Origin of the sequence: Pustulibacterium marinum, from assembly GCF_900116665.1 — a bacterium.
Lineage (GTDB): Bacteria > Bacteroidota > Bacteroidia > Flavobacteriales > Flavobacteriaceae > Pustulibacterium > Pustulibacterium marinum.
On the sequence record NZ_FPBK01000001.1, the window covers coordinates 968922 to 983979 of the forward strand.

At 34.3% G+C, this 15058-nt stretch carries 16 protein-coding genes and 2 tRNA genes; 13 read left to right on the top strand and 5 right to left on the bottom strand.

Annotated elements, in window-relative coordinates:
• Window positions 1-43: 43 nt before the first annotated feature.
• From proS to rpsT, 4 genes are all read left to right on the top strand, one after another.
• A complete protein-coding gene (gene proS, locus BM383_RS04405; protein ID WP_093023334.1) occupies window positions 44-1522 on the top strand; it encodes a proline--tRNA ligase in 1479 nt (492 codons plus the stop codon).
• Window positions 1523-1600: 78 nt separating this feature from the next.
• A tRNA-Glu gene (locus BM383_RS04410) sits at window positions 1601-1672 on the top strand.
• Window positions 1673-1727: 55 nt separating this feature from the next.
• Window positions 1728-1799, top strand: a tRNA-Glu gene (locus BM383_RS04415).
• Window positions 1800-1863: 64 nt separating this feature from the next.
• Window positions 1864-2118, top strand: a complete 255-nt coding sequence (gene rpsT, locus BM383_RS04420; RefSeq protein WP_093023336.1) for a 30S ribosomal protein S20 — start codon at window positions 1864-1866, stop codon at window positions 2116-2118.
• A gap of 172 nt (window positions 2119-2290) precedes the next feature.
• Here rpsT and rho read toward each other — a convergent pair whose 3' ends face one another.
• Window positions 2291-4024, bottom strand: coding sequence for a transcription termination factor Rho (rho, locus tag BM383_RS04425; RefSeq protein ID WP_093023338.1), 1734 nt, complete (start codon window positions 4022-4024; stop codon window positions 2291-2293).
• Window positions 4025-4226: 202 nt separating this feature from the next.
• On the opposite strand from rho, the gene BM383_RS04430 reads away from it, so the two are divergent.
• Complete coding sequence (locus tag BM383_RS04430) at window positions 4227-4634, top strand: DUF4293 domain-containing protein (RefSeq protein ID WP_093023340.1); 408 nt, start codon at window positions 4227-4229, stop codon at window positions 4632-4634.
• Between the two features lie 62 nt (window positions 4635-4696).
• On the opposite strand, the gene BM383_RS04435 is transcribed toward BM383_RS04430, so the two are convergent.
• On the bottom strand, window positions 4697-5191 hold the full coding sequence (locus BM383_RS04435) for a metallophosphoesterase family protein (protein ID WP_093023342.1): 495 nt from the start codon (window positions 5189-5191) through the stop codon (window positions 4697-4699).
• Between the two features lie 71 nt (window positions 5192-5262).
• Here BM383_RS04435 and truA point away from each other — a divergent pair, with 71 nt between their 5' ends.
• Both truA and BM383_RS04445 read left to right on the top strand, forming a co-directional pair.
• Window positions 5263-6000: a tRNA pseudouridine(38-40) synthase TruA gene (truA, locus tag BM383_RS04440; protein WP_093023344.1), complete on the top strand. Its 738-nt coding sequence runs from the start codon at window positions 5263-5265 to the stop codon at window positions 5998-6000.
• Complete coding sequence (locus BM383_RS04445) at window positions 6000-7772, top strand: ABC transporter ATP-binding protein (RefSeq protein WP_093023346.1); 1773 nt, start codon at window positions 6000-6002, stop codon at window positions 7770-7772. Before truA ends, BM383_RS04445 begins: the two co-directional genes overlap by 1 nt.
• A gap of 5 nt (window positions 7773-7777) precedes the next feature.
• Here the strand turns inward: BM383_RS04445 and cdaA are convergent, their stop codons facing one another.
• The 3 genes from cdaA to folP are packed head-to-tail and all read right to left on the bottom strand — an operon-like array spanning window position 7778 to window position 10151.
• Window positions 7778-8566, bottom strand: coding sequence for a diadenylate cyclase CdaA (gene cdaA / locus BM383_RS04450; RefSeq protein WP_093023348.1), 789 nt, complete (start codon window positions 8564-8566; stop codon window positions 7778-7780).
• Between the two features lie 32 nt (window positions 8567-8598).
• Complete coding sequence (locus tag BM383_RS04455) at window positions 8599-9318, bottom strand: ExbD/TolR family protein (RefSeq protein ID WP_093023350.1); 720 nt, start codon at window positions 9316-9318, stop codon at window positions 8599-8601.
• Window positions 9315-10151 (bottom strand): dihydropteroate synthase, encoded by an 837-nt coding sequence (folP, locus tag BM383_RS04460; RefSeq protein WP_093023352.1) that lies wholly within the window; start codon window positions 10149-10151, stop codon window positions 9315-9317. The genes BM383_RS04455 and folP overlap by 4 nt, the downstream gene beginning before the upstream one ends.
• Before the next feature lie 127 nt (window positions 10152-10278).
• Between folP and BM383_RS04465 the strand changes: the two genes are divergently transcribed.
• The 6 genes from BM383_RS04465 to BM383_RS04490 all read left to right on the top strand — a co-directional run bounded on the left by BM383_RS04465 (window position 10279) and on the right by BM383_RS04490 (window position 14955).
• Window positions 10279-10830: a DUF1599 domain-containing protein gene (locus BM383_RS04465; protein WP_093023476.1), complete on the top strand. Its 552-nt coding sequence runs from the start codon at window positions 10279-10281 to the stop codon at window positions 10828-10830.
• Between the two features lie 24 nt (window positions 10831-10854).
• Window positions 10855-11949, top strand: coding sequence for a BT_3928 family protein (locus BM383_RS04470; RefSeq protein WP_093023353.1), 1095 nt, complete (start codon window positions 10855-10857; stop codon window positions 11947-11949).
• A 1-nt stretch (window position 11950) separates the two neighbouring features.
• Entirely contained in the window at window positions 11951-13021 is a 1071-nt protein-coding gene (locus BM383_RS04475) for an ABC transporter permease (RefSeq protein ID WP_093023355.1), read from the top strand.
• Window positions 13022-13044: 23 nt separating this feature from the next.
• A complete protein-coding gene (locus BM383_RS04480) occupies window positions 13045-13545 on the top strand; it encodes a TlpA family protein disulfide reductase (RefSeq protein ID WP_093023478.1) in 501 nt (166 codons plus the stop codon).
• Window positions 13542-14294 carry a triose-phosphate isomerase gene (gene tpiA / locus BM383_RS04485; RefSeq protein WP_093023357.1) on the top strand — a complete coding sequence of 251 codons (753 nt, stop codon included), beginning with the start codon at window positions 13542-13544 and terminating at the stop codon, window positions 14292-14294. Before BM383_RS04480 ends, tpiA begins: the two co-directional genes overlap by 4 nt.
• A 181-nt stretch (window positions 14295-14475) precedes the next feature.
• Complete coding sequence (locus BM383_RS04490) at window positions 14476-14955, top strand: DUF4168 domain-containing protein (RefSeq protein ID WP_093023359.1); 480 nt, start codon at window positions 14476-14478, stop codon at window positions 14953-14955.
• The last annotated feature ends 103 nt before the right edge of the window (window positions 14956-15058 follow it).

A 15058-nucleotide genomic window follows, 5' to 3' on the forward strand; every position in this document is an offset into this window, starting at 1 on the left:
TTTTATTTAACAAAAGCACAAGTTTTGTGCCAAAATATTCATAATGAGCAAGAAATTGACAACGCGTGCAGAGGATTATTCCAAATGGTATAATGAATTAGTTGTAAAAGCTGATTTAGCTGAGAATTCAGGGGTTCGTGGATGTATGGTAATCAAACCATATGGTTACGCAATTTGGGAAAAAATGCAAGCAGAATTAGATAGAATGTTTAAGGAAACTGGACATGAAAATGCATATTTTCCTTTGTTTGTGCCTAAGAGTTTGTTTGAAGCCGAAGAAAAAAATGCAGAAGGCTTTGCAAAAGAGTGTGCCGTTGTTACCCATTATCGCCTAAAAAGTGATGAAGAGAATAAAGGGAAGCTAATTGTGGATCCTGAAGCTAAACTTGAAGAAGAGTTAGTTGTTCGTCCAACAAGTGAGGCTATAATTTGGAACACCTATAAAAATTGGATTGAATCTTATAGAGATCTTCCAATTTTGGTAAATCAATGGGCGAATGTTGTTCGTTGGGAAATGCGTACTCGCTTATTTTTAAGAACGGCAGAGTTTCTTTGGCAAGAAGGACATACAGCACATGCTACAAAACAAGAAGCAATAACAGAAGCAGAACAAATGATGAATATTTATGCTGAGTTTGCTGAGAATTTTATGGCAGTGCCTGTTGTTAAAGGTTTGAAAACTGAAGCAGAGCGTTTTGCAGGTGCAGATGAAACTTATTGTATAGAGGCGTTAATGCAGGATGGAAAAGCACTTCAGGCAGGAACATCTCATTTCTTAGGTCAAAACTTTGCAAAAGCGTTTGATGTAAAATACACTACAAAAGAAGGAAAACAAGAACATGTCTGGGCAACATCTTGGGGGGTTTCTACAAGATTGATGGGAGCTCTTATCATGACACATAGTGATGATAGTGGTTTGGTACTTCCTCCAAAACTTGCTCCAATTCAAGTAGTGATTGTTCCAATTTATAAAGGAATGGAACAATTAGACGCAATTAGAGAGCGTGTAACGCCTTATATAAAAGAATTGAGAGCTAAGGGTTTTTCTGTGAAATTTGATGATAGAGACACGCATAAACCTGGTTGGAAATTCAACGAGTATGAATTAAAAGGAGTTCCTGTGCGTATAGCTATAGGGAAAAGAGATTTGGAAAATGGTACGTTTGAAGTAGCGCGTAGAGATACTTTTGAAAAACAGAGTGTTGGTGGAGATGACTTGGTGCAGCTGATAGAGAATCTATTAGAAGAAATACAAGAGAATATTTATAAAAAAGCTTTTGATTATCGTGCTAATCACATTACTGAAGTGAATTCTTTTGAAGAATTTAAAGATGTTTTAGAGAACAAGGGAGGATTTGTTTCTGCTCATTGGGATGGCACTACAGAAACCGAAGAAAAGATCCAAGAACTAACAAAAGCTACTATTCGTTGCATTCCTTTAGACGCTAAAGAAGAAGAGGGAGTATGTGTGTTTAGTGGTAAAACTTCTTCCAAAAGAGTATTATTTGCAAAGGCATATTAATTTTTTAAATTTTTTTCGTCAAAGTATTGTGTGATTAAAAAATAGTTGTACATTTGCATCCGCAATAACGAAAAAGATGGTCCGTTCGTCTAGGGGTTAGGACGCCAGGTTTTCATCCTGGTAACAGGGGTTCGATTCCCCTACGGACTACAAAAGTTCTTTAAAAAGAAATTAGTTAACAAACGTTTTGAGTTAACATTTCGTTGGCCCGTTCGTCTATCGGTTAGGACGCCAGGTTTTCATCCTGGAAAGAGGGGTTCGATTCCCCTACGGGCTACAAGCTTAGTTTATATATTAGAGTAGTAAAATTTTGAACCTTTTGGTTTTTAAAACAAAAAGAAATGGCAAATCACAAGTCAGCATTAAAAAGAATTAGAAGAAACGAAGCAGTTCGTTTAAGAAATAAATATCAGCACAAAACTATGCGTAATGCTTTAAAGAAATTACGTGGAACAGAAGATAAGAAAGAGGCTGAAACTTTATTCCCTACTGTAGTTTCTATGATCGATAAATTGGCTAAGAAGAATATTATCCATTCTAACAAAGCTGCTAACTTAAAAAGCGGTCTTGCAAAGAAAGTTGCTTCTTTAGCTTAATTTTAAGACTAAAATATACTGTGAAGACTCATAACGATTGTTATGAGTCTTTTTTTTGTTTTGGGATAATTCTTAATTCTATATTTGAATAATGAATAAAGGATGATATAAAAAAAGCGCGAATGACTTTAGTTTCATTCGCGCTTTTCTGTATTTTGGAACTAGTGATGTTCTATTGGTTCATAGTCATCAAGAATTCGTCATTATTTTTAGTTTGCTTAATACGTTGTTCTATGAATTCCATGGCTTCTACAGGATTCATATCTGCAATGTATTTTCTCATGATCCACATACGCTGTACTGCCTTTTCGTCTAATAAAAGGTCGTCTCTTCTTGTTGAGGAAGAAACCAAATCTATAGCAGGGAAAATACGTCTGTTTGCAATTCTTCTATCTAATTGAAGCTCCATATTACCTGTTCCTTTAAATTCTTCAAAGATAACTTCGTCCATCTTAGAGCCTGTTTCGGTAAGTGCTGTAGCGATAATAGATAATGAACCGCCGTTTTCAATATTTCTTGCAGCTCCGAAGAATCTTTTCGGTTTGTGAAGTGCATTGGCATCTACACCACCACTTAAAACTTTACCAGATGCCGGCTGTACAGTATTGTAAGCTCTGGCTAAACGTGTAATGGAGTCTAGTAGAATTACCACATCATGACCACATTCAACAAGTCTTTTTGATTTTTCCAAAACAATGTTGGCTACTTTTACATGTTCAGTAGCTTCTTTGTCAAATGTAGAGGCAATTACTTCTCCTTTTACGCTTCGTTGCATATCGGTAACTTCTTCAGGTCTTTCATCGATTAGAAGCACTAATAAGTATACTTCAGGATGATTGGCTGCAATTGCATTTGCAATATCTTTAAGGAGCATTGTTTTACCGGTTTTCGGTTGAGAAACAATCATACCACGTTGACCTTTTCCAATTGGTGCAAATAGGTCCATAACTCTCGTGGATATACTGGTATTTTTTTCTGCGATTCTAAAACGTTCTTCCGGGAATAATGGAGTTAAATGTTCAAAAGAAACACGGTCTCTTACAGCTTGTGGTGAAAGTCCATTTATCTTATTCACCTTTATAAGCGGGAAATATTTTTCACCCTCTTTAGGAGGTCTTACGTTTCCAAGAACGGTATCTCCCGTTTTTAATCCAAACAATCTAATTTGAGATTGAGATACATAAATGTCGTCTGGAGATGATAGATAATTATAATCTGATGATCTTAAAAAGCCATAACCATCTTGCATAATGTCTAGAACGCCTTCACTTTCAATAATGCCATCAAATTCAAAATCGGGTTCTCTGTAACGATTTCGGCTATCTTTATTATAGTTGTCTTTTTCGTTTGTGTTACCGTTTTTATGATTTCTTTGGTTGTTGTTATTATTGTTGTTTCCTTTATTATTGCTGAAATCCTTCTTCTTTTTATTGTTATTAGGATTATGAGCTTCTTTAGCAACGTTTTGTTGTTCCCTTTTCTGAGTATTATCGTTTTTGATTTCAGTTTTTTGAGGACTATTGCTTGGAGTGTTGTTAGTATTATTCTTAGGTGTTACGGTTTTTGGAGTAACCGTTTTATCACTATGTGGAGTATTTTTTGTTACCGGAGTTTCGCTTTTTTCTGCAGTAATAGGTTTTGCAGTGGTTGAAACTCTTTTTCTAGGACGCTTTGGTTTGTTGTCAGAAGTTGAAGGAGTACTTTGGTTGTCTTGAGGAGCAGAAATAGTAGTTTGTTTTTCTAGAGTATCTTCTGCAGCTTTCTTAGGATTACTTGCCTGAACGTCTAGGATTTGATAAATCAAATCCATTTTTTTTAAACTTCTAAATTTAGGAACGCTCATGTCTTTAGCGATATCCTGCAATTCAGGTAGTTTTTTTGCTTTTAAATCGGAAATTTCAAACATGTATAATGAAAAATAAATTTTGTTGAAGTTGAAATAAAATTGAAATGTATTGAAAATAATTATTGGGAGGCGATTGCGTCTGGCAATCAGGTATTAATTCTAATGAATAGGGCAATAATACAAATTATTTTTTATGAATACAATAAAAAATTATGCTCTTTTTTACCAAAGAAATCTTATTTTTGTCATCCAAATTTGAGAAATGCTACAAAGAATACAAACTGTCTATTTATTATTGGTGGTGCTTGCAAGTGGAGTATTGCCTTTTTTTGTGGATATTTATAGCGTAAATGGCGAGTCTGTAACTGTAATGACGGAAGTTCTTTATTTAGTTGCTTATGAATTAATAGCTGTTTTAGCTTTGATAGCAATTTTTCTTTTTAAGAATAGAAAAAATCAATTTGTAGTGAACAGATTGAACATGATATTTAATCTTATCTTACTAGGAGTATTTGTGTATCGGTCACTAACTTTATCCGGAGAAAGTGAAATTTCTGAGAAGGGTATTGGGATGTTTCTTCCTATTATTTCTATCGTTTTTCTAGTGCTCGCTAATAGAGCCATTAAAAAGGACGAAGATCTTGTAAAATCTGTAGATCGATTACGATAAACCTAACATCTTAGTAGTATTAGTGCGTTAAAAACCCGATTCGTTAGAATCGGGTTTTTTTATTATTTGTTTCCAAGTTCTATAATCTCTAAATCTTTAATTTGTTCTTTATCTATAACAAAGCGAAGCATGGTCCTTTTTTGATGGAATCCATGTTTACCACATGCTCCGGGATTCATGTGGAGTAGATTTAGTTTTTTGTCCCACATCACTTTTAAAATATGTGAATGTCCGCAAATAAAAAGTTTCGGTGGATTCGCATTGATTTCTTCTCGTACTTTAATGTTATATTTATTTGGGTATCCGCCAATATGCGTTATCCAAACATCAACTTCTTCACAGAAAAATCGATTGTTTTCAGGGAATTCAACTCTGGCTTCATGGTTGTCAATATTGCCAAATACACCTTTTAGTGGTTTTAGTTTTTTTATGGAGTCGGTTACATTTAAGTTGCCAATATCACCGGCATGCCAAACTTCGTCTGCTTGTTTTACATATTTAAGTATTTGATCGTCAATGAAACTATGGGTGTCCGATAGTAATAATATTCGGGTCATGTGAATAGGGTTATAATACTAATTTGTACTTCCGTATCTTTGTAGGCTGTACGCAAAATTACTTATTTCTTTTGAGATACTTTTTGGAGTTTTCATATAACGGAGCGGATTATCACGGGTGGCAAAATCAGCCAAATGCTATTTCTGTACAAGAGGTTTTAGAGAAAGCTTTGAGTACGCTATTGAGAAAGGAAATAGCTATCACTGGAGCAGGAAGAACGGATGCTGGTGTGCATGCAAAACAAATGTTTGCTCACTTTGATGTGGAATCAGTATTAGATCAAAATTTGATTTATAAGTTGAACTCTTATCTGCCAAAATCTATTGCCATTCATAATCTTCATTTGGTTGCCGATGATGCGCATGCTCGTTTTGATGCTGAGAGCCGTACCTATGAATATTGGATTGTTACAAAGAAGGATCCTTTTTTAAATGAGTTCGCATACTGTTTAAAATATCCTTTGGATGTAGATTTGATGAATGAAGCAGCCAAAGTATTGTTTGAGTATAAAGATTTTCAATGTTTTTCAAAATCTAATACCGATGTGAAAACTTATCTTTGTGATCTCATGCATGCGGAATGGAAATGGCAAGGAGAAAAGTTAGTTTTTACCATTCAGGCCGACAGATTTTTAAGAAATATGGTGCGTGCGGTAGTAGGAACATTGTTAAACGTTGGTTCTGGAAAAATAACCATAGTTGATGTTCGCAAAATTGTTGAGAGTAAAGATAGAAGCAATGCCGGAGTTTCAGTACCTGCTCATGCTTTGTATCTTACCAAAGTTATTTACCCTTACATTAAAAATTAATGAGTAAAGAAAATACAGGAAAAGCATTTGACCTAAAATTAATCAAAAGGTTAGTAGCTTATACAAAACCCTATAAAGCCACCTATTATTTTGTGGTTATATCGGCTATTTTGCTAGCATTTTTGGCCGTGGCAAGACCTTACATGCTAAAAACGGCGGTGAATGATTACATAACCGATAGTGATGAAAAAGGACTGCTATTGATTTGTGCTTTAATGCTTGGAGTTCTTTTGGTAGAAGTTACTATGCAATGGGCTTACAATTTCTATGCTAATCTGCTGGCTCAGGATTTGATCAAAGATATACGTATCAAGCTTTTTCAACACATGCTTCGTTTTAAAATGAAGTATTACGATAAATCTTCGGTTGGTGTTTTGGTTACGAGAACCGTGCAAGATATGGAACGTATTGGGGAGATATTCAGTAATGGTTTCTTTCAGATTATTAGTGATTTTCTTAAAATATTTGTCATCGCTGCGGTAATGTTGTTCAGTAGTTGGAAACTCACTTTAATTGTTTTCAGTATTCTTCCTATCATTTTATATGCAACTTATTTGTTTCAGAAAGCCATGAAAAAGGCTTTTGTAGAAGTAAGAAGGGAAGTGTCTAATTTAAATTCCTTTGTGCAAGAACGAATCACTGGAATGAAAATTCTTCAAATATTCACAAGAGAAAAAGAGGAGTATAAACAGTTCAAAGCGATTAACGAACGCCATAAAAAATCATGGGTTGCTACTGTTTGGTATAATTCTATTTTCTTGGCAGTGATAGAGTTAGTTTCGTCTGCTACCATAGGTTTGGTTGTTTGGTTTGGCGGACTCGATGCTGTGAAGAACGGAGCGACTATTGGAGATATTTTTATGTTTATTCAGCTAACACAAATGCTTTTCCGTCCTTTACGCCAAATTGCAGATAAATTCAACGGATTACAAATGGGAATGGTAGCTGCCGGTCGTGTATTTGCAATTTTAGATACGGAAAGTAGTATAGATAACAAAGGAACTTTGGAAGCTTCTGAAATTAAAGGAGCTATTTCTTTTGATAAGGTTCATTTTGGATATACCGAAAAAGAAGAAGTTTTGCACGGTATTTCTTTTGATGTACATGTTGGCGAAACAGTAGCTATAGTTGGTGCCACGGGAGCAGGTAAGTCTACGATTATCAACTTGTTGAACCGCTTTTATGAAATTCAATCTGGTGAAATAAAAATTGACAATACAAATATTGATGATTTCACATTGACCTCTTTACGTAGTAACATAGCCATTGTTTTACAAGATGTTTTCCTGTTTGCCGATAGTATTCTGAATAATATTACACTGAAAAATGAAGAAATCAAAGAAGAAGATGTCATTGCAGCGGCGAAAGATATAGGTGTTCATGATTTTATCAACACGCTTCCTGGAGGATATCATTACAATGTAAAAGAGCGCGGAACCATGTTATCTTCCGGTCAAAGACAGTTAATTGCATTTTTAAGAGCTTATGTAAGCAATCCAAGTATTCTTATCTTGGATGAAGCAACTTCATCTGTAGATTCTTATTCAGAAATGCTTATTCAAGAAGCTACTGAAAAAATTACAGAAGGTAGAACCTCTATTGTTATTGCCCATCGCTTGGCAACTATCAAAAAAGCATCAAAAATTTTGGTAATGGATTCTGGTACTATTGTAGAATCCGGCACGCACGAAGAATTGCTTGAAAAGGAAAATGGCTATTACCGTAATTTGTATGAAGTTCAGTTTATGGCTGAAGAAAGAAGAGTTTCTTAATTAAATTATTCAAGATCTTCTGTCATCATGTTGATGAGTTCATCATGATCATCATACAACACAAATTCACCGTTTTTGATGAATGAAATTTGTCCGGTCTCTTCAGAAACAACTAGCGCCAAAGCATCTGTTCTTTCCGTAATTCCAACCGCGGCTCTGTGTCTTAATCCAAAACGTTGTGGAATGGTACGCTCATTAGAAACTGGTAAGATTACACGGGTAGCTACAACATGGTTGTCTTCAATAATAATGGCTCCGTCGTGCAACGGACTATTTTTATAAAAAATACTTTCTAAGAGCGGAATGTTCACCTCAGCATACATTTCATCTCCCGTATTTTTTACAAAATCTAAAGGGTTATTTCTCTCAATGACAATGAGTGCACCTGTTTTGGTTTGCGCCAATTTCTGACAACCTTTAATTATTACGCTTACATTGGTGCTTACGCTGGAAGTTTCATTTTTAAGAAAGTGAAAATGGCGCATGAAATTCTTTCTATTGGCTAAGTTAGATGAACCTACCATCAATAAAAATTTCCTGATTTCTTGCTGAAAAACCACAATTAAAGCGAAGAATCCTGCTTGGAAAAACTTATCAAAAATACTACTCAATAATTCCATCTGTAGCAATTTTGTAATTTGAAAAATCACATAAATAATTACAATTCCAATGAAAATATTAAGAGCGGCAGTGCCTTTTATCAATTTGTATAAATAATACAAAAGGGTAGCTACCAAAAGGATGTCGAGCAAATCTACAATGCCGATTTCCAGAAAATCAAACGGGTTTTTCAAAGCCTTGTTTTTTGTAAAAATATAAATTTAAACTACAGCGTACAACCACAATCTGGTAGTTTGCCTTCATTATAAACAAATTGAATGGGAGCAATAGTAATCAAATCGCCCGCTGCTTTTTTAGCGAGTTGCAGGTTTGTAATGTATTGCTGAAAGGTTAAATGCTCGTCAAAATTAAGATAGAGAATGGTTTCTTTATTTGGAGCAGAAAAGTCTGCAAATTCTTTGATAAAAGCTACGAGTTCACCTCTCTCAGCAGAAGTTCCGTTCAGTGTAATTTTGTTTTCTTTGTTGAAATTAATAGTGATTGGGAATTTATTTGTATAATCATTATGGTGTTCTTCAATATAAAATTTAGAAAACTGATCATCAACCAAATATTCCGTTTCGGTGAAGTCTATAAAGGATAGGTTTTCAATTTCTTTATTGTTTACTGAAAAATAATTCTTGGCATCTTCATTTTTGTGCATCTCATTATTTTTCTTTTTTTCTTGTAGCATTTTAATCGTTGGAATTGCCTGTTTTAAAGCTAATCTTTTGTCAACATGCAAAACCCAATTTGTGGTAGAAATAAGGTTTTTTCGGTTGAGTTCTACAGAATCCTTTTCGTTAGGATTGAAAAATAAATAAGCTGCCGAGTAATCTAACATATCAGTTTTGGTAGCCGTGGAAACTTCGGGCAATTCTATTTCTTTTTTATTTCCGCAGGAAATAAAGCTCACGATTAAAAATAGGAATATGTACTTTTTCATAATGATACAGTCGCTTTTAATTGTTCTGAAATGGCAATGCATTCCATGGCTTCTTTTACATCGTGAACGCGCAATAGTTGTGCCCCTTTTTGCAGTGCAATGGTGTTTAAAGCGCTAGTGCCGTTCAGCGCATCTTTGGCTGAAGTTTTCAGTAATTTATAGATCATTGATTTTCTAGAAATTCCTACTAAAATGGGAAGGTCAAAAATGTGTAGCATTTCTAGATGCTGCATTAATTCGTAATTTTCTTCCAATGTTTTTGCAAAACCAAATCCGGGATCAATTATGATATCATTCACCCCCAAATCTTTCACTTTTTTAACTTTTTCTGATAGATGAAGGTTTACTTCTTTGGTAATGTTGTGATAGCCGGTTTTCTCTTGCATATTTTGTGGATTTCCTTTCATATGCATCATAATGTAAGGAACTTGCAGCTTAGCTATGGTAGCAAACATTTCAGAATCAAGATCTCCTGCAGCAATGTCATTAATGATGGCGGCTCCGGCATTCACACAGGTTTCGGCAACTTTACTTCTAAAAGTATCAATGGATAAAAGTGCTTTAGGAAATTCTTTCAGAATTATTTCAATAGCAGGTAATAGACGATCAATTTCTTCATTTTCGGAAACGTCTGCAGCTCCGGGACGCGAACTGTAGGCGCCAAGATCTATAAAAGTAGCTCCTTCCGAAATCATTTTTTCCGTTTGCTCTAAAATAGCGTCTTGAGAATTGTGTTTTCCGCCATCAAAGAAAGAATCTGGAGTTACGTTTAAAACTCCCATCACTTTTGGAGTGGAAAAATCTATGAGTGCTCCTTTACAATTAATTGTCATTACTTTGTGTATTGTTTTGATTTTTAAAAGACTAAGTTTTGTTGTGGGTAGTGAACTAAAACTTTCAATCCTTGTTTTTGAACATTTGAAATATTTAAGCGAAATTTACGGAAATTTGAATGAAACAATGCAAAAAACCTCACAACAATATGATGAAGTAATTGCCATTTGCAGGCAGTTATTTATGAATAAAATGAAAGATTATGGATGTGCTTGGCGTATTTTAAGACTCCCTTCACTTACCGATCAAATTTTTATCAAAGCGCAAAGAATTCGTAGTCTTCAAGAAAATGAGGTGAGAAAAGTAGATGAAGATGAATCATCAGAATTTATTGGTATCATAAACTATTCTATCATGGCATTGATTCAACTTGAAAAAGGAGTGGTAGATCAGCCAGATTTGGATATTGATACTGCTGCGGAGTTATATGATAAACACATTGGAATCACTAAAACATTGATGGAGAATAAAAATCATGATTACGGTGAGGCTTGGCGCGAAATGAGAATTAGTTCATTGACCGATTTAATTCTGCAAAAACTATTGAGAGTTAAGCAAATTGAAGATAATAAAGGAAAAACAATTGTATCTGAAGGCATTGATGCCAACTACCAAGATATGATCAATTATTCGGTTTTTGCTTTGATCTTAATGAAAGAACAAACCGCAGCCAACTAATCAACCTCCTCTAAACCAACAACTATGAAGATAATAACCAATATTAGTAGATTTCTAGTCGGAATTTTATTTATCGTCAGTGGCTTTGTGAAACTGGTAGATCCGATGGGATTCTCTTTTAAATTGCAAGAATATTTTAGCGAAGCCGTATTAAACTTGACGTTTTTAGAACCATATGCACTTTGGATTTCTCTTTTTGTAGTGATTTTTGAATTGTTACTGGGAGTAATGCTCTTAGTTGGATTTAAACGAAAGTTTACGCTTTGGAGTTTACTTCTAATGATTGTTTTCTTTACGTTTCTAACATTCTATTCGGCATATTTTAATAAAGTTACCGATTGTGGTTGTTTTGGTGATGCTGTAAAACTTTCTCCATGGGGAACTTTCTGGAAAGATGTTGTATTGCTCGTTTTAATTCTGATTTTATTTGCCGGGAAAAAATACATTAAACCTGTTTTAAGTAAAAAATTTGCTTTCAGAATATCTTTATTATCCCTGCTTGGTTGTTGTGTGTTGGCAAATTACGTATTACAACATTTACCTATAATAGATTTTAGACCTTATAAGGTTGGAAATAATATTACCGAAGGAATGATTGTGCCCGAAGATGCTCCTGAGGCTGTTTTTGAATATGCTTGGAAGTTTGATGTAAATGGCGAAGAAAAAATCATCAAAACTACGGGTGATTATCCCAAAGTAGATGGAGAATTATTAGGGGTTGAAACTACAGAGATTGAAGAAGGATATCATCCGCCAATTCATGATTTTACCATAGAAAGAGACGGTGAAGATTATACGCAGGAAATGATGCAAGAGCCAAAATTGATCATCATGATTTCGTATGATTTAGAATTGTCATCAGATGAAGGCCTTCAGAACATTAAAGATGTAACGGATAAAGCTTTAAAATCAGGTTACAAGGTAATTGCTATGACTTCTTCTTCACCGGAACAAGCACAGCCTTTTAAAGAAAAGTATGGTTTTAACTTTGATTTCTACTTTACAGATATGACTACTTTAAAAACCATTGTACGTTCCAATCCTGGATTGTTGAAATTAAATGAAGGAACCATTGTTCAAAAACTGCATTACAATGATGCAGATGAGTTAGAATTATAATTTGCTACAATATATACTACATAAAATAGGTTATGCATTGCTCACATTGTGGGGAGTGGTAACGGTTATTTTTTTATTGTTCAATTTATTAAGCGACCCTGCTCGCATGATGTTAGATCAAAATGAAAGCAGTGAACAATTGGCCATCGTTCGTAAAAAATATGGTTTTGATAAACCGCTTACGACGCAATATGGTTACTATTTGAATGACTTATCGCCTATATCTTTTCATAGGAATCAGTCATCCAATTACACCTATTTTTCATCTGAAAAATATACAGGTATAGCGCTGTTTTCAATGGGAGAAACTACAGTAGCATTAAAATTTCCGTATTTAAGAACATCATTTCAAAAAACAGGAAAAAACGTTTCAGAAGTTATTGGGGATACTTTGCCCAATACAATTGTTTTGGCAATAGCTGCAATTTGTGTAGCTATGTTTATTGGGGTTGTTCTAGGAATTATTTCTGCCTTGGAAAAAGATACTTGGATAGATAAAGCAATTCAGGTTGTAAGTACTTTTGGAATGAGTGTTCCATCATTCTTTAGTGCCATTTTGTTTGCTTGGCTTTTTGGTTTTGTACTGCACGAGTATACGGGATTAAAAATGACAGGAAGTTTGTATGAAATGGATGATTTTGGAGAGAGAATATCTGTGCAATGGAAAAACCTTATTTTACCTGCACTTACATTAGGAATTCGACCTTTAGGTGTTGTGATACAATTAATGCGAAATTCCCTATTAGAAGTCCTGAGTTTAGATTATATTCGTACAGCAAAAGCAAAAGGATTAAAATCGTTTCAAGTGATTTGTAAACATGCGCTCAAAAATGCTTTAAATCCGGTAGTTACAGCAGTTTCAGGTTGGTTTGCAAGTATGCTTGCCGGAGCCGTTTTTGTAGAGTATATTTTTGGCTGGAATGGCCTTGGAAAAGAAATTGTAGACGCTCTAAATACATCAGATCTGCCAGTGATTATGGGAGCTGTTTTAGTAATAGCATGCATGTTTATTTTAATTAATATTTTGGTCGATGTACTGTATGCTTGGTTAGATCCAAAAGTTAGATTATAAACCCCCAATTGAATATGAATTACATGAAAAAAATAATAGCAATTTTAGTCTTCTTTACAGTTGCTAATCTTTCTGCACAGAAAACATCATTTTCCGATAAAGCCCTTGCTGAAAAAATGGTAACATTAGATGGTAAGCAAATTTCATTTGAAAATATTTTGAATGAATACAAAGGCAAAACAGTAGTAATAGATGTTTGGGCCAGTTGGTGTTCAGATTGTATCAAAGGAATGCCAAATGTTAAGAAATTACAGGAAGAATACGGTAATGAAGATACTGTATTCTTGTTTTTGTCCTTAGATAGAGTAGAGGATTCCTGGCATAAGGGAATCGAAAAATATAATGTAGAAGGTGAACATTATTTCATTCAAGCAGGTTGGAAAGCCAGTAAATTTTGTGCTGATATTGAACTTGATTGGATTCCACGCTACATGATTGTTGATAAAGAAGGTAACATAGCCTATTACAAAGCAATAAAAGCAAACGACGAACAATTCATAAATCATTTAAAATTTTTACAATGAGAAGTAAAATAGTTGCAGGTAACTGGAAGATGAATAACGATCTTTCTGCTACAGAAACATTAATCACTGCATTAAAAGAAACCATAAAAGATCCTCAAGTAGAAGTAATGATTGCTCCTACTTTTACCAACTTGTATAGTGCTTTTGAAGCATTAAAGGACAATAAAATTGAAGTAATAGCACAAAATATGCACTTTGCAGAAAACGGAGCTTATACCGGAGAAATTTCTGCAGACATGTTGAAAAGTGTTGGTGTTAAAACCGTTATTTTAGGACACTCTGAAAGAAGAGCATATTTTGCTGAAACCGATGAAACACTTGCTAAAAAAGTTGGAGCAGTGTTAGAAAACGGTATGCGTACTATTTTCTGTTTTGGTGAAGAATTAGAAGACAGAAAAGCAGAGAAACATTTTGAAGTTGTAGAAAATCAAATCAAAAATGCATTATTTGGTTTTGATGCAGAAGCTTTTAAAAGCATCGTTCTAGCTTATGAACCAGTTTGGGCAATTGGAACAGGTGAAACAGCTTCTCCAGAACAAGCTCAGGAAGTTCATGCTTTTGTTAGAAAAGTAATTGCAGATAAATATGGTGATGCTGTAGCTAGCGAAGTTTCTATCCTTTACGGTGGAAGTGTAAAGCCTGCAAACGCTAAAGAAATTTTCTCTAAAGAAGATGTTGATGGTGGTCTTATTGGTGGAGCAGCATTAAAAGCAGAGGATTTCAACGCTATTGTAGAAGGACTTTCTTAATAGTTTTAAATAGAATTTGTTAAAAGACGGGTGTACACCCGTCTTTTTTTTGCTCAAAACTTAAATCGGCGTTAAGGTGTTGCTTTTAGTTGGTCATCCATAAACATCCTTTTACCTTGGTCAAAATATTATGGAAACGTCTATAATAGTAGAATTGAAAATAAACCTTTAAAAACAGATTATGTTAAAATCAGCTAAAGCAAAATTAGTAATGTTCTTGAGTTTTGTAAGTATGTTAGGAGCTCAGGCACAAACGGAAAATACCAATGTAACAGATTCAGATCTTCAGAAATTTGCAGACATATTTATGGAAGTACAAACTGAAAATCAGAATGTGCAACAAGAAATGGTTAAGGTGATCAAAGAAAATGGATTGGAACCTCAAAGATTTCAAGAAATTCAAAAAGCGCAAATGGATCCAAACACTACTGCAGAAGTAACCGATGAAGAGACAAAATCATACGAAGCTGTAATGAGTGTTTTAATGGAAATGCAACCAAAATTTGAAGCGAAAATGCAAAAAATAGTTACCGATAATGGATTGACATTAGAGCGATACCAGAAAGTAGCGACTGTAATTCAAACGGACACAGCATTACAGCAGAAATTGCAAAATATCATTGTGGCTCGCCAATCAGGTAATGAAAATACCGAAGGATAAAAAAATACACTTAAAGAAAAATGAAGCGACTTCTTGAATGGAGTCGCTTTTTTATTTATTTCATTTGGTTTCGTTTGATTTTCTATTTGTTACCTTTGCAAAA